General features: G+C 43.9%; 16 protein-coding genes and 2 tRNA genes. 5 read left to right on the top strand and 13 right to left on the bottom strand.

The window, feature by feature from the left end; translation table 11 throughout:
* The first annotated feature begins 9 nt into the window (after positions 1-9).
* Positions 10-1269, top strand: coding sequence for an AraC family transcriptional regulator (locus tag L3V33_RS01410; protein ID WP_237288800.1), 1260 nt, complete (start codon positions 10-12; stop codon positions 1267-1269).
* A gap of 42 nt (positions 1270-1311) precedes the next feature.
* On the opposite strand, the gene L3V33_RS01405 is transcribed toward L3V33_RS01410, so the two are convergent.
* Entirely contained in the window at positions 1312-2193 is an 882-nt protein-coding gene (locus tag L3V33_RS01405) for a LysR family transcriptional regulator (protein WP_237288799.1), read from the bottom strand.
* Between the two features lie 101 nt (positions 2194-2294).
* Between L3V33_RS01405 and L3V33_RS01400 the strand changes: the two genes are divergently transcribed.
* The gene (locus L3V33_RS01400) at positions 2295-2903 is read left to right on the top strand and encodes a LysE family translocator (RefSeq protein ID WP_237288798.1); all 609 of its coding nucleotides are present in this window, start codon (positions 2295-2297) and stop codon (positions 2901-2903) included.
* 57 nt (positions 2904-2960) lie between these two features.
* On the opposite strand, the gene L3V33_RS01395 is transcribed toward L3V33_RS01400, so the two are convergent.
* From L3V33_RS01395 to L3V33_RS01370, 6 genes are all read right to left on the bottom strand, one after another.
* Positions 2961-3518 carry a hypothetical protein gene (locus tag L3V33_RS01395; RefSeq protein WP_146457714.1) on the bottom strand — a complete coding sequence of 186 codons (558 nt, stop codon included), beginning with the start codon at positions 3516-3518 and terminating at the stop codon, positions 2961-2963.
* A 215-nt stretch (positions 3519-3733) separates the two neighbouring features.
* Positions 3734-4165: a GNAT family N-acetyltransferase gene (locus L3V33_RS01390; RefSeq protein ID WP_146457712.1), complete on the bottom strand. Its 432-nt coding sequence runs from the start codon at positions 4163-4165 to the stop codon at positions 3734-3736.
* Between the two features lie 120 nt (positions 4166-4285).
* The gene (locus L3V33_RS01385) at positions 4286-4780 is read right to left on the bottom strand and encodes a GNAT family N-acetyltransferase (RefSeq protein WP_237288797.1); all 495 of its coding nucleotides are present in this window, start codon (positions 4778-4780) and stop codon (positions 4286-4288) included.
* 47 nt (positions 4781-4827) lie between these two features.
* A complete protein-coding gene (locus L3V33_RS01380; RefSeq protein WP_054545607.1) occupies positions 4828-5250 on the bottom strand; it encodes an N-acetyltransferase in 423 nt (140 codons plus the stop codon).
* A gap of 102 nt (positions 5251-5352) precedes the next feature.
* Positions 5353-5691 carry a zinc ribbon domain-containing protein YjdM gene (locus tag L3V33_RS01375; RefSeq protein ID WP_054545608.1) on the bottom strand — a complete coding sequence of 113 codons (339 nt, stop codon included), beginning with the start codon at positions 5689-5691 and terminating at the stop codon, positions 5353-5355.
* Positions 5692-5870: 179 nt separating this feature from the next.
* A complete protein-coding gene (locus tag L3V33_RS01370; protein WP_017058966.1) occupies positions 5871-7034 on the bottom strand; it encodes a threonine/serine exporter family protein in 1164 nt (387 codons plus the stop codon).
* A 526-nt stretch (positions 7035-7560) separates the two neighbouring features.
* Between L3V33_RS01370 and L3V33_RS01365 the strand changes: the two genes are divergently transcribed.
* Together L3V33_RS01365 and L3V33_RS01360 are read left to right on the top strand one after the other, a co-directional pair.
* A tRNA-Gly gene (locus tag L3V33_RS01365) sits at positions 7561-7635 on the top strand.
* A gap of 38 nt (positions 7636-7673) precedes the next feature.
* A tRNA-Gly gene (locus tag L3V33_RS01360) sits at positions 7674-7748 on the top strand.
* 179 nt (positions 7749-7927) lie between these two features.
* On the opposite strand, the gene L3V33_RS01355 is transcribed toward L3V33_RS01360, so the two are convergent.
* Entirely contained in the window at positions 7928-10213 is a 2286-nt protein-coding gene (locus L3V33_RS01355; RefSeq protein ID WP_237288796.1) for a glycoside hydrolase family 9 protein, read from the bottom strand.
* A gap of 299 nt (positions 10214-10512) precedes the next feature.
* On the opposite strand from L3V33_RS01355, the gene L3V33_RS01350 reads away from it, so the two are divergent.
* Entirely contained in the window at positions 10513-10770 is a 258-nt protein-coding gene (locus tag L3V33_RS01350; protein WP_016788617.1) for a hypothetical protein, read from the top strand.
* A 161-nt stretch (positions 10771-10931) separates the two neighbouring features.
* On the opposite strand, the gene L3V33_RS01345 is transcribed toward L3V33_RS01350, so the two are convergent.
* The 5 genes from L3V33_RS01345 to L3V33_RS01325 form a co-directional block, all read right to left on the bottom strand.
* On the bottom strand, positions 10932-11417 hold the full coding sequence (locus tag L3V33_RS01345) for a hypothetical protein (RefSeq protein ID WP_237288795.1): 486 nt from the start codon (positions 11415-11417) through the stop codon (positions 10932-10934).
* Between the two features lie 112 nt (positions 11418-11529).
* Positions 11530-12135 (bottom strand): cupredoxin family protein, encoded by a 606-nt coding sequence (locus L3V33_RS01340; RefSeq protein ID WP_016785334.1) that lies wholly within the window; start codon positions 12133-12135, stop codon positions 11530-11532.
* A 107-nt stretch (positions 12136-12242) separates the two neighbouring features.
* Positions 12243-15386, bottom strand: coding sequence for an efflux RND transporter permease subunit (locus L3V33_RS01335; RefSeq protein ID WP_237288794.1), 3144 nt, complete (start codon positions 15384-15386; stop codon positions 12243-12245).
* Positions 15383-17122: an efflux RND transporter periplasmic adaptor subunit gene (locus tag L3V33_RS01330; RefSeq protein WP_237288793.1), complete on the bottom strand. Its 1740-nt coding sequence runs from the start codon at positions 17120-17122 to the stop codon at positions 15383-15385. The genes L3V33_RS01335 and L3V33_RS01330 overlap by 4 nt, the downstream gene beginning before the upstream one ends.
* Before the next feature lie 3 nt (positions 17123-17125).
* Positions 17126-18562 (bottom strand): TolC family protein, encoded by a 1437-nt coding sequence (locus L3V33_RS01325; RefSeq protein ID WP_237290154.1) that lies wholly within the window; start codon positions 18560-18562, stop codon positions 17126-17128.
* Positions 18563-18603 lie beyond the last annotated feature (41 nt).

Genomic DNA, 18603 nt, shown 5'->3' with positions numbered 1-18603 from the left:
TAGATGTAAATGATAATAATTCTCAAATATGATAAGGTCGTAATCTATAAATGCACAGGTGATTTGCTTATGCAGAAACGCATAGGTGTTATGAGGAACGGTCAAATGAGTGAAGTAACATCAAAGCGAACTAAACTCGCTGAAACAGTTGCCGTGAAAACAGAAGTATTGACCAAAAAACCTGTATTACCAAGCAAGCCTGAACTAAGAAAGAAAACAGCGTTGACTCAAAGAATCGCATTAACCAAAAAGTTAGAGCAGACTGAAAATCAAATCATCGTGACACAAGGTCAAGCCAAGCAAACTTCTCTAGCTGAAGGGAAGTTCCTTTCTTATCAATATAATGGCCAAATTTTTGTGCATGGCGGTCGCTGTATTGAATTAGTCGACAGTAATATTGTATCGACAGCCCACTCTGCAATCCTGATTACTATTCTTCTGGAGGGAAAACTGACCTTTAGTTATGACGATCTAGAGTTCGATCTTGATGCCAGCGATGGGCCGCGAGGTGTGGTAGTTAACCTTGCGAAGCCAGCTAACTTTAGGCGTTCGTTGATACAAGGGAATAAAATTAACAAGGTCAATATCTTGATAAAGCCACAATGGGTCGAGCCGCGTATCAGTGATCACTGTTCTAGCAAATCATTCCTTGATTCACACAAGGCGTTTTACGACTTACAAATCAATGCTGACATCGTTCAACTAACGAGTTCACTAACTAGCCAAGCAACACCAATCAACTTTCAAGACAAGCTAGTCGTCGAAACTCTGACCCAGCAATTGCTTTCTCAAACGCTATCGCAGATGCCAATTCAATGTTGCCAACAATGTATTTCTGAAGATGTTAATGTCAGCTCATTAAACACCAGTTCAAATAGCACTTTGAGGAGTTTAGATTTAAGTGAAAACACTGATGAGATCACCACCTCAAAAGGGTTTGATACTAAGATAGAAGACATCATCAGCTACATTGAAATCAATTTGGATCAGCCGCTCAGTCTTGAAAGCATCGCGAGTAAGTTCTCGATGAGTATTTCCAACCTTCAGCGTCGCTTTAAGCAATCATACAACCTAACAATCAACGGCTATATCCGCTACCGACGCCTAGATATTGCGCGTCAGCATTTAGAACGAGGATTGGTTTCAATAACCGAAGCCGCCTATGAAGCGGGTTATCAGCACCCTTCCAATTTCACCAGCGCTTTTAAGAAAGCCTTTGGTGTGCCGCCTCATGCACTTGCTAAGCACTCCACATCAAGAACGAGTTAGCTTCTAAAGTAACAAAGATATCGGTTGTTAGTTTTTAAGCTATCAAAAGCTTGGAACACACCGCGACAACTCATTCCTCAGCCAAGTCACAAACGGGTTTTCTGGCTGATCATGCTCGCTGATTTGTGTGAGCAATATGTACTGGTGACCAGAAGGTACAAAACCAAACGGCGCGATCAAGTTACCTCTTTTAAGATCATCGGCAACTAAAGGATAAGACCCAAGCGCCGCCCCTAAACCATCAACTGCGGCTTGAAAGCAAAAGTAGAAGTGTGCAAATGTCTGGCTGGAAGCTGCTTGTGACAATACTCCGCTATTAACTGTGCCTTCAGTGATAGACGCCCAATGACTCCACGCATCTGGCCGCGTACTGCTGTGAAGCAGTTTTACATCGGCTAGATTATCTTTAACCTGTTGCCAATAATCAGGCGAGAATACAGGGCCAACCCACTCTTCCACTAACGGCGTCTGTTTGTAATTTTCGGTTAAGTTAAAGTCGTCACGACGAATCGCCATATCAAGACCAGTCGCGCCTAAGTTCACAGGTCCACCCGCAGTAGACAAGCGTACATCGATGCCCGACTCGGCGTAGAACTCACCTAAACGTGGCATCAACCAACGCATGGTTAATGTAGGCTCGCAGGACACCTCAAGTGCATGGTTGTTCAGTTGGTTGAGCTTTTTTACGCCTGTATCCAAAGCCTGAAACGCTTGCTCTGTGTAACCTTTGAGTAACTCACCCTCTTTGGTCAAACATACATTGCGACCCTGCTTATAAAACAGAGTTTGAGACAGGTGGTTTTCCAGAACCTTGATCTGTTTGCTCACCGCACCATGGGTAATATTGAGTTTTTCTGCCGCGTCGCTGTAACTCGTAGAATGAGCCGCAACATGGAAAACATGAAATGCTTTAAGATGCCTCATGTGTGATTATTTCTCACAGGTCAATGGAATTCATTTCGATTATAGGCAGCAATTAAAAACCATACAATGACAGCTCATCAAATAAGAGAGTTGGAGTATTTATGGAGTGGTTGAGCTTAGTGGTATTAGGACTATTGGTTGTTATAAGCCCTGGTGCTGATTTCGTTTTAGTTTTGAAGAACAGTGTTAATCAAGGTAGACAAGCTGGCATTTGGACAGCATTAGGGGTTAGCCTAGCGATTTGCGTTCACATCAGTTATTCAATGCTAGGTATTAGTTACTTAATCTCACAGAATGAGCAGCTTTTCGACATCATTCGATACGCAGGTGCCGCTTACCTTATTTACCTTGGAATCAAAGGAATATTGAGTGCAGACAGTAAACTCGCACCTATGGAAGGAGCGACACAAAGCATCAGTGTTTGGCGCTATTTGGCGCAAGGCTTTTTATGTAACGTACTCAACCCTAAAACCATGTTGTTCTTCTTGAGCATCTTCAGCCAAGTGATCTCACCTGACGCTACGAACCAACATGTCGCTCTCGGCTATGGACTTTACATGATTGTTCTTCACGGTTTGTGGTTTGGAATTGTCGCTATGCTGTTTACTTCGAATACATTGCAAAAACATCTATTGAGAGCAAAGAAACAACTCAATCAAGTTTGTGGAGTTGGATTGGTATCTTTTGGCTTAGCGCTAGCATTAAAATAACCCGATGGGTCACAGTATCTATGGCAGCAATAAAAGCTGCCATAGTGATGAACTTATTTAGCCTTCAAAGCCACCCACTTCCCATTTATTACTCACTTCGTTCGTTAGTAGATTCTGGAAATGCACAACATCTTGCGATTGCCAAATACCAACGTTTAAAGCAAAAGACCGATCTTCATCTTGAGTCGCGTGAATGAAGTTTGAAGACATCGTTATTGTGTTCGCCTTGATGGTATGTTCAGTTTCTAGGTCAAGACTGAGATACGACCTGCCATCGTTAGCAACAAGGCCACGACGCATATTGCATCGAAACTGAGTTAATACATAGTTGCCCGGTTTGATACCATCAAACAGTGCGTACTTCGTGTCTTCATACACAAATACACGTAAGGTTTGTGGTTCAGAGTCAACTAATTTACCATCAACTTTTTCTTGTATATCAAACGAAAATGTTTCGCATGGGTAACTTGAGTCGTACTTAGAGATGTTGGTCGCAATAGCTAACGCCCCGTTACCTTGAGGTTCTGACAATGTGTCCGTAGCCGAATTAGGAATACTTTTGCACCCTGAGATACTCGCAGCCGCAGATAACGCAACAATCAGAAACTTATTCATATAAAGCCTTTATTCTTATCAATATAATTATTCGGCGACCCTATCATTAAAAAACCGGACCGAAAACACAGATTCATAAAATATTGATATAGTTGGCATTATTTTATAATTCAACTGACAATTCTCTTATTTACACGACCTCTGTTGGCAGATGAAGGCAACTATCTGATAGAGATACAGGCTAAAAAGAATGAGTTCATCTCTATTATTACTAACTATTTGCGGCACATATAGACAAACTGATCGTTTTGCGAGGTGATTTCAAAGCCAAACCTCAAGTACAACTCCCCAACTCGATTTCCTTGCAGGTAACAAAGTTCGACGGGTTTATTGAGGCTGTCAGCCTTAGTTAAGCAATCTTTCAATACTTGGCTGCCAATGCCCTTTCCATGATACTCAGGCAATAAGAAGAATCGGCAAAAATAGAAGTGCTCACCTTTGTCTTGCAACAACACACTACCAATCGCTTTACCTTGATATTCGATGATTTCAGGCCGTTCTTCTGCCCACTCTTCGGCGTGTAAATCTCGTTGAATCTGCTCATCCCAGCCAAAAACAGCTTTGATTGGCTCAAGTTCAGCCGCCTTTTTTAGCTCGAACAGAAATTCATAATCTGATGACTGAGTGGGTCTTGTCGAATACTTCAAAATATCTCCAACAATAATCAATGAACTATAACCAATGAATAAGAAACAACAGCGGCTTCATTTCCAAAAAGCTCGCTCACGACAAGTAAGTGAGAATGAAGAAGTGCCATGCTTAAGTGTTTATTTTGGGTCTAGTTGATAACGTAAAACTTCGTGTTTATCTTGCTCTGAGTAAAAGGTATTTAAGAACTGCCCGCCACACTTCTCAATCACTTTTTGCGAAGCAATATTGCGGTACTCACAGGTAATAATAGCGTTTTCGGTCAGTACGTGGTGTTGAACCCAAGACAACATATGACCTGCGATACCTTGCCCTCTCGCTTGTGGCAAAGTCTCGTAGCCTATGTGGCCGATAACGTTATGAATGTATTCACTGGTACCATGACGAACTCTTATCACACCAAGGATTTGACCAGAGTCGATACAAAAATACGTAGAAGCAGGTGTCCAACCTTCTGGCAGATTCTCACCTTTTGAATAAGCGACTCGCCTTTTTAAATACGCATCACTACTGTCAGAAATACCTGTATAAATATCTAACCCATCCTCAGAGCAAGCATTCACATAGCTATGAAAGGCTCTTGAGTGCGAAATATCAGCTTTGACCATGTCCATATAGTTTCGATTCCTAGTTACTGCTCTTTCGGGTTTAGCTATCAAGTCTAAGCTAAGTGCATGGTGTATTCTTGATACCCTGTATGTTCATCAACTTGTTCCCTCACAATAGAAAATCCTTGGGACAAGTAGAATTGAATCGTCGCTTGGTTCTCTTTATACACATTCAATGACAAGTTCGGGCATTCAAGCTTCGCGTGATGAATAAGCTGCTTACCAATACCACTGCCTTGATATTCTGTACTGACAAAGATCGCCGCTAAGATCCCTTCATAAAGCGAATAAAAGCCACGAACTTCCCCATCAACTTGGAACACGTAGGTTTGTGAGGCAGGAAGGTAGATATCGCGCATATTGCCCACTTGTGACTCCCAAAATTCAGGCGCTATAAAGTTATGTGCCTTAATAGAAGCCGCGAGCCAAATATCTAGAACCGTTTCGGTGTCGGCTGCGCTGTATTCTCTGATCATGTTGATTCTCTAACGTTTGAATTTGACTCTATTTTGCGAGTCAGTATGCTCAGAAACGGCCTAATAATATTGAAGATTTACGACAATTGTTCGAAATAATGGTTACTGTTTTTTCACGTATTTAGATGTCACCAGCATTTCACCGCCACCATCAAGCTTACAGTCTAGTTGGTGATCTTTGCCTTCATTGATTCGTCTGATTACCGCTTTAGTGCCGATTTTCAATACAGAAGAACTGCCTTTAATTTTTAGATCTTTAATGAAGGTAACTTTATCGCCACTTTCCAATACAACGCCATTCACGTCCTTAACACGCGCGGCTTCTCTTTCTAAACGCTCTTCTTCTGGGTTCCATTCATAGGCACACTCAGGACAAATTAGGTTGTTTTGGTCTGGGTAGACATATTCAGATTGGCATTGCGGACAAGGAGGTAAAGACATACGTTAATACTTCATTTAAATAGAATTTGTCCCCATTTTAATGACTCTTGTTAGGCTTAGCGAGCACAAATCGAACCAATTTTCGGTAGCATAATTTAACGTAAAAAAGAACAGCACCTAAAACGAACAAACACAGAAGTTAAGCTGTGTTTGTTTAAAGGTTTGGGAAGCGAAACGGATTAACGTTCTACTTTTGGCGAGTAAATTGAGTAAGCGGTGATTTGCCCTGCCACGATTGCAGAGAACATGAATAACGCCGACAAACCAATACTTGGAATAGGCAAAATAGATTGTTCAAACACCGACTGGCTGGCACTCACTAATACTCGGCTACCCGGAACCAAAATGATAATACCTTGCACGATATAAATAGAGCCCGTGAGCTCCATCTTCTTGGCAATCCAAGTTCCGTACAAAGTAATAAGAACCGTGGTTACCCAAGTGCCCACAACCCAACCACTATCAAAACCGAGGTAGAACGGCCCCCACATGCCAAGAACCGCGACTGGCAAGCCAAGCAAGATGTCTTTAGGGCGCGCATTGAACATCACACCGATAGATACTGAGATCAACACCAAGCCTGATATGTGCATCCACATCGGTACCGCATTGGTATAGTCGATAGAGACCGCTTGTCCCCATATTGCTTCACCAATATTGAGACCCATAATAATCCCAACAAACAGCTTGATCAGCGTTAACGCACTCTGCCCTAGCAAGCTGGTACCAGAGACGAGATCGTTAAACGCCAAACACTCTAATGCGTTGGCTATGGATAATCCGGGGACAAACAAGACGATCGAGGCGATACACAATGCCCACACCGGAATCGGCAAGCCTGTACTCGCCAAAAACGCCACGAAGATACCCGTTAACAATGCAGAGATGAACTCAACCGCTATAGCGCGACGTGAATGAAGAACTTGCTGACATACCCACACCATCAAACCCAATAACGCAGAAAAGCCCACCGCTTCCAACGTACTGCCCACCAGCATCAAATACGCAGGCGGAATCCCCATATTGGCTAGTGCAGTCACAAATTTAGAGTAACCGACAGGCTCTGGTACGGGCTCACTGCTCGGTTGGTTAATACGAATGATCGTATTGGCCAACAAACTCAGGTTAATTGAAGCAGGCTTTAGACGCTTAAGAATCACAGCGTTGTTATCGTCTGGAAACTGATAATTAATCGCGGTTGGCGTTGCTTGGATCATCACATCCACACCATGCTTTTTAGCATAATATTGTGTATATTTTTCAAGCTTATACGGAGCGCAACCACTGCGGTGAAGAGTGTCACCAATTTCAACAATTTTGTTAATTCGGAACTGAGAAGGCATGGGTATTTTAGCGGAGACAAAATGTGCGGCAAATGTACCAAACGACAGACGGAATGACGAGGCTTTTGCGTGAATTATCAACTGAACTCGTTACTTTTTTCTGCAAAGGCTTAGAAGTCTCTATAACTCTACTCATTTGGGATTAGTTTACTGAATGTTTTGACTGGCTAATAAGTTAAATTTATGCATTCAGATTGTTATTAACGAACGCCGAAACACGAATAAAAATCAGTTTATGTTAACACTCCAAATACCTTAATTTTTATTAGATTTATGACAACTGAGAACCACTAAAACAGGTTTATAAATTAAGTTGGATTTATCGAAAAAAGCGGCATGACATTTACTATTATTTCTCGTCCTCCTTTTTAACGAGATTTTAGTCACATTTTATTCACTCTCATAACGCCAGATATGATTGAAAAACTAGCGGAGTGGTGGTTATGCGAGCACTTAGAATAAAAATGAAAGAAAAAGGTTTCGTTTTCAGTTAGATGTGGCATTATCAAACTCGTTAAGACGATGTGCGTACATCGTATAATGGCTATTACCTCAGCCTTCCAAGCTGATGATGCGGGTTCGATTCCCGCTGTACGCTCCAGTCTTCTTGATGCCTCAGTCTTACTCTTAAGACAGTGTGCGTGCATCGTATAATGGCTATTACCTCAGCCTTCCAAGCTGATGATGCGGGTTCGATTCCCGCTGCACGCTCCAACTTCTGTCTAGTTTCAAATTCTCTTTAATTACAATATCCCTTTAGATTCACCATCTCCTCTTAGCTTCAAAGCCTAAAATAATTAAAACTGCGCACTTCATTGTGTGATTTTTTGTATTAAAAAAGAGCAATATCAAATGATATTACTCTTTGAATATTCTTAATTTAATTGGTTACCTCAATCAAGCTGCCCTTCATCTAAAGCAGAAGTAACCCATACTAGCGGCGCATTCCAGTTGATGGTTATCTCGTTCAACGTCCAAGCTCCAATATTATCGCGGTAACACGTTTGTCCAACACACTTGCCTTTCATCACAGCGGCAATAGGATCACTAAAACTTACCGAATTTGGGCCTCCAATTAACGCACCCGGTGCTGGTTTTGGTGAACTTTCATCAGCAGCGTAAGCCCAGAATCGATGATGAGGGTTCTCAGCAGGTTTCGTTCCATAACCAGTAACATAAGAGATATTCATCGGGTTACCTCCGAGGATATAATCCATCGCACTAGCCGCCGCTTTGATGTATCGAACATCATTAGAAAAATCGTGAGCGTAAATCAAAAAGATACTTCGGTTTACAAGGTTGGAGTTTGAGCCCCACGAGTACTCTTCGACGGTATAAGGAATGTTATAACCTTCATTGGCAACTTGCTTGGTATAAGATTCTGCCGTTTTAATGATGTTCTTACGTGCTTGTTCAATAACTTGGTTGTCTAATGAATTAGGTACCACGGCTAAACTCACGGTGCCCGCAGGCGCTATATACTGCCAATACATGTCACCATCTGCATTGATGTTCCCCTTCGGCACTTCAAGATAGTGCGGGGAATCAATCAATACTTTTTTGTAAACCTCATCATTGGTTGTGATAAAGAGCTCGGCCGCAGCCCAGTATCGCTCATCACTCAATTCGATATCATCATACGGCCCAGAACCGGTGAAGTTGTCGTAAGCATAGATATCTTGATGTTGATTTGCGGCGTTCCATGCTTTGGTCGCTGAATCCAAACATAACTGTGAGAAGTCGCTGTCGATATCTTTCCAAATACGTGCGCACTGAGCACCAATGGCGGCCAAATTCAATGAGGCCGCTGTCGTAGGGTAACCAACATAGCGTTTCTGAGTATCTTTGTGCGGTGGTAATGGCATGCCAGTCCAAGACTCATCTGCGATCTTGTGGAATGCCAGCCCTCTCGCGTTAATTTCGGTAAGTTTGAGGTTTTTACTCGCAGACTGATTACCAACAGGAACGGCGATAGGCGTGTCAGAATCAACTTGCATCGCTAACATGAACTCTATGTTCCAGCGAGCTTCAGACAACAGCGGGTTAACGCCATTGGTTGCTTCAGGGATTTTTACTTTGCTCTCTGAAAAAGGAAGCGATTTGTTTTCTAGGAACTGGCTTCGCTCGTATAAGTTCAGAAGTGTCCATGTTGAGATGCCACTGTTCACCGTATATTTACCATGATCGCCTGCATCATACCAACCACCAGTCGCATCAATCGTCAGGTCGCAGCCAGGCCATTTATTTCCCCAACTATCGACTTTATCAAAGCATGTTGCAGTATCGGACATGTGGCCACCGGGCCTCGCAAGATCCTCACGTTGAACGAACTCTGGCTTTATTTCAATGCCGCTACGATTTTGATAGAAGTAAGACAACGCATCGAGCTTCAACTTACTATAAACATCGTTTCGAATATCGAATGGATAGCTGACATCGTCGTCGACCTTGACCGTTAAACCTTTCATCGTGTCTGTATATTTTGAAAGGTTAACTCGGTGAATGTGCTCACCCGACGCTTTATTCAAACCGAATACTTCTGTTTTACCGAGATCAAGGCTGATCCCGGAATGAGATACTAATGTCCATTTCAAAGGTGTCGTCGACGTATTTTCAACGAAGACAAATTTATCGGATTGAGGTAAGAAGCCAACTTGGTTAGCTCGAATTGGCATCTTAGTCGCTACTTTTACAAATGGCTTACCTACAACAGAAACGTTATCAATACAGATGACCCCCGTTTTCTGTGCGCCTAATTGAAACTGGAATTCTGTATCGGCGTCACTATCAAGTGCTTGTACAAAATCAAACGTATAGATTTGCTTGTCTGTTGATACACCCACGTCACTTAGAAAATAATGCGTATAAGGAGGCCCTTCATGTTGGATCAAGGCTTTCATCTCAGTATCAATATTTGCATATGCATCGAACGATACCTGATATTTCTGACCTTGCTCTAAGCCAATACCGCTATGGCCTAAAATAATATCCCAAGAATTTTTCCCTGGGTTTTTTATATCAATACACGCTTCATTACTTTCTGTTGCTATGTTGGCGCCAGCATTCCACCAACCATCCATATTGCCTTTAAAGTGACTATTCCTAATCTGCTCTTCTGCATAAGTTACTCCAGAAGATAAAATCATGACAACCGCGAGAGATAACGTTCCTTTTTGCATCATTATTCCTTAAAGATGTTTCATATCTCCAAGGAAACTAGCGAAATAGATTCAATAATAGAGAGTTAACATTCGCAAAAAATAGACTCGTAAAAATAAATATTATGATTTCTTGTCATGTTTAACACTAAGGAACAAGCTCATGAATCAATTGCATGGATAGACAAAACGATATTGTGCTAGTGCTTCTCAATTAAACTCAGATTTCATAAAAGTGTGGGTTTAATAATCTTGGTCAATATCCGAAAAAACAGTTGTGTTAATGTGCGCGCATTAGCAACAATCAAAAATAATTAAAAATGTTTAAAAGCAATGAGTTAACAATAAACATCGAAGCAATCAATGTCGCACTGTCAAAAGTTGAAAATGCGAACAAGATTCAGCTTAATACGTTGAAAGGTTATGTGAGCAGCGAACCAGAACAGGCCGTGCTTGCGTTTCGTTCTTTGAATGAAGTGGAATCGATCGACGACAAGCTTAAGAAGATCATGTCAGAGCTACCACACCTCAGTGGCGAAGCTCATCATCTGCTTGAAACTTCTATCTTGCTACAGTGATTCTAGCTACAGATAAGCCTCAGCCAATACAAGTTAGTTCATGTATTCCTGGACAGGTTGAGACTTATCTTTAACTGGTCACAGCGTTTAACCAATGACTTACCCGTTACACAAAGCTGTACTGATAGGTTGAAATGAATTGGTGATGTAAGACCCTCGCATTACTCCCAGAAGTTCCACCATTTTTTGCTGTTTTCCTCACGCTGCTGTTGGCCTTTTTCTGAACCTTTCCCCTCTTCTTTACGCTCTTGTTCCGCTTTTTTGTCTTTCTGCTTTTCTAATCCCGACTTTTCTTCGTCCTTATCCATATCATCTTTAAGCTTCTCTTTCTTATCTTTGAGCTTCTCTTTACTCTCTTCGAGGGCTTCTTTCTCGTCTTCTAAATCATCAAGCTCTTTATCTAACTTCTGCTTATCTTTTTTGTTCTTACTTTTTTTCACTTTCTTCTTTTTCTCTTCGATCATCGAATCAAGCAGCTTCTCACGATCATCCATTTCGCCTTCAACTTTTTTTGCCTCAGCGAATGTTTTTACTTCTTCTAAATCGGGTTTACCTTTACCAGCCCACTCAGGTTTAGCAGCAATGCTGTGGGTCGACCACGTTATCAAAGCACCCGTTACTGCAAGTACTAGAACTGTCTTATTCATCCTTAAACTCCTATTCCTATAGTCTTTTAAAGCTAATACCTAAATAGCACTAAAACAAGGTAGCCATACCTAGCACTCATCCCTTTGAACTAGATATGGCTTGTGTATCACCTTATAGCGTTAATGCTTTGACCATACCCGCTTCAGCGTGACCAGGAATATTGCACGCGAACTCTACGTTATTATCACCATGAAAATGCCACAGTAATTGCTTCGCTTTACCCGGCTCAACTGTAACTGTGCTACCCGAATCATGGGCGTGATTCCCCATATTTTTCATCATTTCACGATGCTCCAATTGCTCTGAAGCAGAGCCAATCGAGAATTCGTGATCAATCTTGCCGGTATTCATCACAACAAACTGCACTACGTCATTTGGCTCTATATCGACCTTGTTTTTAAATGTGATTTTCATATCATCACTTAGCAGCACATGAACCACTTTATCGGGCTTCGCGCCTTTAGCTGGCATCCCAACTTCTGACATACCTTCCATGTCCATCATTCCATCCATATTCATCATCTTTGAATGGTCCATCTTTCCACTCGTCATCATACTGTGATCCATTTTTGAATGATCCATTTCTCCGCTCTTCATCATCGAATGATCCATACCTGATTGATCCATATTTGATTGGTCACCAGCTGAATGGTCCATTGCAGCAAACGCGGTTGCTGTAGTCAGTGTTAGAGCTATAGCAATTAGTGTCTTTTTCATGATCGTTCCTTAGATTAATTCAGTTATTTATTTGTTAGTTTCACATGTTCATGTGGTGCACCCTTACCTACTCTTGTTTTGGCAAGTAAGGGCTAATAATCAAGACTTTATTTGTTTGTCTCGCTTTGGCTGTGCGTAATCTCACGCTGTTTCCAGAGCTTAAAGATTGCAGGCAACACCAGTAGGGTGAGCAACAGCGCAGAAGCCATACCGCCTATCATTGGTGCAGCAATTCGTTGCATCACTTCTGAGCCCGTACCCTCGCCATACATGATTGGAATTAGGCCGATAATCACCGTAAGTACCGTCATCATCACAGGGCGCACACGCAGTCCTGCGCCTTCTCTAATGGCATCGGTTAGATCAGCTTGTTGAAGCGTTTGTTGGTTTTGTTCTGCATCGAGCTTTTTGTAGTGCCACGCTTGGTTGAGATAAACCAACATGATCACGCCTATCTCGACCGCTACGCCTGCAAGTGCAATAAAGCCAACACCCACGGCAATCGAGAAGTTGTAATTTAGGTAATGCATCAACCACAGTCCGCCCACCATAGCCAAAGGAAGTGTTGCCATGATCATCATCACTTCACCGACGCGGCGGAAGCTTAGGTAGAGCAACAACATGATGATGGCGATGGTAATTGGCACAACGACACTCAAACGCTCCTTCGCACGCTCCATGTATTCGTATTGACCAGACCAAGCGAGCGAGTAACCCGCCGGTAATACAACTTGTTCGGCAACGACTTTTTGCGCTTCAGCCACGTAAGAACCTAAGTCACGCCCATCAATGTCCACGAACACCCAACCGTTAGGGCGTGCGTTCTCCGTTTTGATCATCGGTGGGCCATCTTCATAACGAATATCCGCAACATCAGACAGTGCAATACGAGCTCCGTTTGGTGTCACCAATGGCAAGTTCTGCAACTTAACGACAGAATCACGATAGCTTTGTGGGTAACGTACATTGATTGGATAACGTTCTAGCCCCTCAACGGTTTCGCCCACATTCATGCCACCAACCGCAGTCGAGATAACCTGTTGCACTTCTTTAATGCTCAAGCCATATCGCGCAGCCGAGCGACGTTTGATGTCTATCGTCACATAACGACCACCAGCCACACGTTCGGCATACACAGAAGCCGTACCACTGACACCATTCAAGATAGGTTCAAGTTGCGAACCAATATCTTCAATCACGCTCAGATCCGGGCCTGCGATTTTGATACCAATGGGGGTTTTAATACCAGTCGCTAACATGTCGATACGGGTTTTGATTGGCATCACCCACGCATTGGTCAAACCTGGGAACTGAATCAGATCATCAAATTCTTTGCGCAGCGACTCTGTAGTGACACCGTCACGCCATTCGTCACGTGGTTTAAGCTGAATAACCGTTTCAATCATGGTCAGTGGCGCAGGATCGGTTGCCGTTTCTGCGCGTCCGATTTTGCCCCATGTGGTTTCGACTTCTGGAATGGTTTTGATGAGCTTGTTGGTTTGTTGCAACAACTCACGAGCCTTACCTATTGAGATACCCGGATACGTGGTTGGCATGTACATCAAATCCCCTTCGTCCAAAGGAGGAATGAACTCACTACCAAGCTTGCTGGTTGGGTAATAGGCAGACGCCATTAAGCCAAGTGCGATAACAATCATCACCTTTGGATATTTTAGGCTGAGGTTTAGAAGCGGCTTGTACATCGCCACTAGGCTGCGGTTCACCGGGTTTTTGTGTTCAGGTAGCACGTTGCCGCGAATGAAGTAACCCATTAGCACAGGCACAAGCGTGATAGCCAAACCAGCTGCGGCGGCCATCGCATACGTCTTGGTAAACGCAAGTGGCGAGAACATCTTGCCTTCTTGTCCTTCTAACGCGAACACAGGCACAAAACTCAAGGTAATGATGATGAGCGAGAAGAACAGTGGCGCACCAACTTCTTCTGCCGCTTTGCCAATTACCTGCCAACGGTTTTTGTCAGTGAGCGGAGTCCGTTCAATGTGTTTATGAACGTTCTCGATCATTACTATGGCACCATCTACCATGGCGCCAATCGCAATCGCAATCCCTCCAAGAGACATGATATTGGCGTTAATACCCTGCCAATGCATCACAATGAATGCACCCAAGATACCGACAGGCAGACTTAGAGCGATAACCAACGACGAACGGATATGGAACAGAAACAGCGCACACACGATCGCAACCACGATGAACTCTTCAGCCAGCTTCTTCCATAGGTTTTCAACGGCTGAATCAATCAAAGTTGAACGGTCATAAGTCGCGACAATCTCGACACCATCAGGTAAGCCCGCTTGCAGTTCAGCGAGTTTGGATTTAACCGAGTCGATCACTTCACTGGCATTTTCACCAAAGCGCATCACGATAACGCCGCCAACCGCTTCGCCCTCACCATTGAGTTCAGAGATACCACGACGCATTTGCGGGCCAAGGTTAATGTCAGCAATGTCACCTAATAGCAGCGGAGTACCTTTGTCGGTCACTTTTAACGGCAGAGATTGAATGTCTTCGATGCTTGTCAGGTAGCCGGTCGTACGAACCATGTGTTCGGCTTCGGCAATCTCAACAACAGACGCTCCTGTTTCTTGATTACCATCTTGGATTGCCTTGTTGACTTGCTGAAGCGTCAGGTCATATGCACGTAACTTGGCAGGATCAATCTGTACTTGGTACTGCTTCACCATGCCGCCAACGGTCGCCACTTCAGACACGCCTTCTACGGTTTGCAATTCATACTTCAAGAACCAATCTTGCAAGCTGCGAAGTTCCGCTAAGTCATGCTGACCGGTTTTATCTTGCAACACGTAGCTGTAAACCCAGCCCACACCGGTTGCATCTGGCCCTAGTGTTGGCTTGGCACTCGATGGCAAGTTAGGTGCAACTTGGCTTAAGTACTCCAACACTCGTGAACGCGCCCAGTACATATCGGTATCGTCGTTGAAGATGATATATACATAGGAATCACCAAAGAACGAATAGCCACGAACCGTTTCTGCACCCGGTACGGCTAACATCGCCGTTGTGAGCGGATAGGTCACCTGATCTTCGACTACTTGAGGCGCTTGCCCCGGATAGCTGGTTTTGATGATCACCTGGACATCTGACAAATCAGGAATGGCATCGACGGGCGTATTTTTAACGCTGTATAAGCCGCCAAATACGATGGCTACAGTGGCAACCAGCACTAAGAATCGGTTACTGATAGACCAGCGAATGATTGCATTGATCATAGTTCGCCCTCACCCGTGCTATTCGTCGGTTCGAGAGATTTGAGCACATAATCAGAACCTTGCTTCGCCACTAGAAACCGAATGGTTTGACCCTCGGTAAACTCAGATAAATCAAGGTCATCACTGGCTTGGAAATTCATTTCACCCGCTTTCCAATTCCACTCAGAGACTGGCTGATGTTTTACGGTGATCATGCCAAAATCTGCCATCAACATAGTGATGTCACCTGTTACCCAAACTTCGCCAGCGATCTTGTGTTTGTTGACCTTGTAATCAACAACCTCGTACTGCCCTGACTCTGTCTTTCTCATCTCAAAATCAATCGCCTTACCACGTTGCACGTCACTCATATCCAAGCCTTCCGCAAAGGTGAAATTCATCACCATGCCCGGCCAATCCCATTCAGGAACAGGCTGATGGTTAATCGTCACCATGCGACTGCCTTTCATAACATCGGAAATTTCACCGTTTGCCCATACGGTTTCAGCTTCTTCCTCAACACCATTGATACGTGACAGATCAGCCGATTGGCTCGATTCAGAGTCCAACATAAAGTGCGCAGAAGTCACGATATGTTCACCTTGTTCAAGCCCTTGCAACACCTCGATTTTCTCGTCAGCTTCACGCCCGACTTCAATGCGTGCTGAACGGTATTTGCCCTCACCTTCGGACAACACTACTCGTGTCATACCACCAGAATGAATCACCGACGATCTTGGGATAGTAAGAACAGATTCATCACTGATTGGCTTCAACGCAATATTGGCGAACATGTTCGGTTTTAGCTCGCCATTAGGATTCGAGAACTTCAAACGAACGCGTAAAGTTCGAGTTTTCGGGTCAAGAATTGGATACACATAATCAACGTTGCCCTGCCACTCTTTGCCCGGAATCGCATCAAGTGTCATCTCTGCATTACTGCCCGATGAGATCCAGTGAGCTTGGCGCTCAAACACTTCGGCATCAACCCACACCTCGTCTAGAGGGCCTGCGCTGATTACCGCTTGCGCAGGCGAAAGATAACCACCCTCACGAATATTGAGGCTAGCGATAACGCCATCTGCAGGTGCTTTAATTTTTATGGTTTGCGAGGCTTTACCTCGGCGAGTGATCGAACGAATCTGAGCTTTATCGACACCCAAGGTGATCAAGCGTTCAGTGGAGCCCTTGACCAACCCTTTGCGACCCGTTTTGTATGCACTAAGTAACTCTTCTTGTGCCTTAACCAGCTCTGGAGAGTAAAGAGTGAACAACACATCGCCCTTATTCACCTTCTCACCGACAGCATTGATATAAAGCTTCTCAACCCAGCCAGCTGCTCTTACGTTGGTTTGCCACAATGTACTTTCATCAAACGCCACATAACCCACGGTTTCAATCCGAGGAGACAACGCTTCAAAGTTAACTGTTGCTGTTTTGACACCAAGATTATTTTCTACCGACGGGTCGATAAACACAGTTCCCGCCTTGTCTGCTCCCGCACTTGAGTCATCCGCATAAACAGGAATTAAATCCATCCCCATAGGCGACTGACCCGGCTTATCACGCTGATAATTGGGGTCCATCGGAGCCACCCAGTACAGAGGCTCATCCTTGGTTTGTTTACTTACTTCGGCGTCTGTACTCGTTGCCATTTCTGACATGTTATGTGCTGACCCAACGACAAAGTGATTCACTCCAAAACCCAATGCACCACCGACCAATAAAGCGATTGTTGCTACTTTTACTGTATTCATTGTCTATTCCTTTACTGATTGGCTGTTGTTTTGAGTTACGGTGGGATTGAGTTGCGGTTGCTTAACTTGGTAGTCAAAACCACTGACCAGTGAGGCCAGTTTGCTATTTACGATGTTGAGATCAGTGATTAGGCGTTGTTGTTCAAGCTGGAGTGCTAGTTCATCCGTCGTTGCTGCAATAACATCGTTAAACTGTGCGGTGTTGTTTTGGTAACCTCTTTCGACCGCACTAATTCGAGCGGCAGTTTGAGGAAGCAAAGTGCTTTGGTAGCGTTCTAAACGCTGGGTGAGGTTCGCCTTATCCACCAATAATGCATTCACTTGCGCGTTCATTTGGGAAAGTAAGGTGTCTTTTTGGGATTGAGCTGCGCCAACTTGGTACTGAGCCGCAGACAAATTCTTGTCTTGTCGGTTTCCCGTAAACAGAGGGATATCGACTGTTAGATAAGCACTGACAAGATCAGAAGCCGGTTCGCCCGCCATGTTGTTCGCTTGTCGATGGGCATACATTACTTCGACACCAAACTGAGGTGTATACGCTTGCTCGGCTAACTCAACTTGAGTTTGATTGGATGAGATAGTCGCATCTGTGATCTTAACGAGCGGATGCTCCATCAATAGTTGATAATGCTTGGTTGAATCGCGGTTAGTCGCCAGCTTGCTCTCCAATAACGACCAATCGATTTGGTTAGTTGCATTCAGTGTGCCCTGAGAATCAAGAACCTGAGAGCCTAGCCAATCAGAACCCAGCCACTCAGACAGTTGAGAGATTAAACGGCGTTGAACTTGTTGGTTGGCTTGCAGTTTCTCATCAAGCTTGCTGACTTGAAGTTGAGCATTGAGTAAGTCTTGGGCTTCGCTTTTACCAATCGAGTAGTTGGTCTGCACATAGTTTTCTAGCTCAACCAATAAGCGTCGTTTCTCATTTATGATGCTTTCCGCAACTTGTTGGTAACCCAATTCAAGCCAAAGCTGCGTCATGCTGTTTGCGACGGTCAGTTCGCGACCCTGCACTTGAAGAGCCAAACCATCCGCTTGCTGCTCCGCTTTTTTCTGCTGTAGATCCAGCGTATCGCCACGTTCAAATTGCTGCATCAGACCAACAGAGATATTGGTCATTGGGTCTTCATCAAATTGGAAGCTATCGACTGGCAGACCACCAAATCCGACTTTTAGTTTCGGATCCATCAAGGTTGCGCTGGCAATACCGGTTTCTCGCATCGCTTGTGACTGAGCAAAGTACTGCTTGCGGTTACCGTCTTGGCTTAAGGCTATCTCAATCAGTGTATTGAGTTGCTGTGACGAGCTTTGCTGATCAACTTGTGTAGAAACAGGAGCCGCAGCCAAAGCACTACCTGAAATAAAAGCAGAGCTTGAAATTAAGGCAGCAGCAACCACGACACTCGCGTTTATTTCAAACACGGAGTTTGTTGGTTTTATATTCACAATGAATGTCCATATCTAGCGTTAAATAACGCGTA

The organism is Vibrio sp. A2-1 (genome assembly GCF_021728355.1).
GTDB lineage: Bacteria > Pseudomonadota > Gammaproteobacteria > Enterobacterales > Vibrionaceae > Vibrio > Vibrio splendidus_K.
Note: the sequence above shows the minus strand (reverse complement) of the source record. Positions and strands in the feature narration are given on the sequence as shown.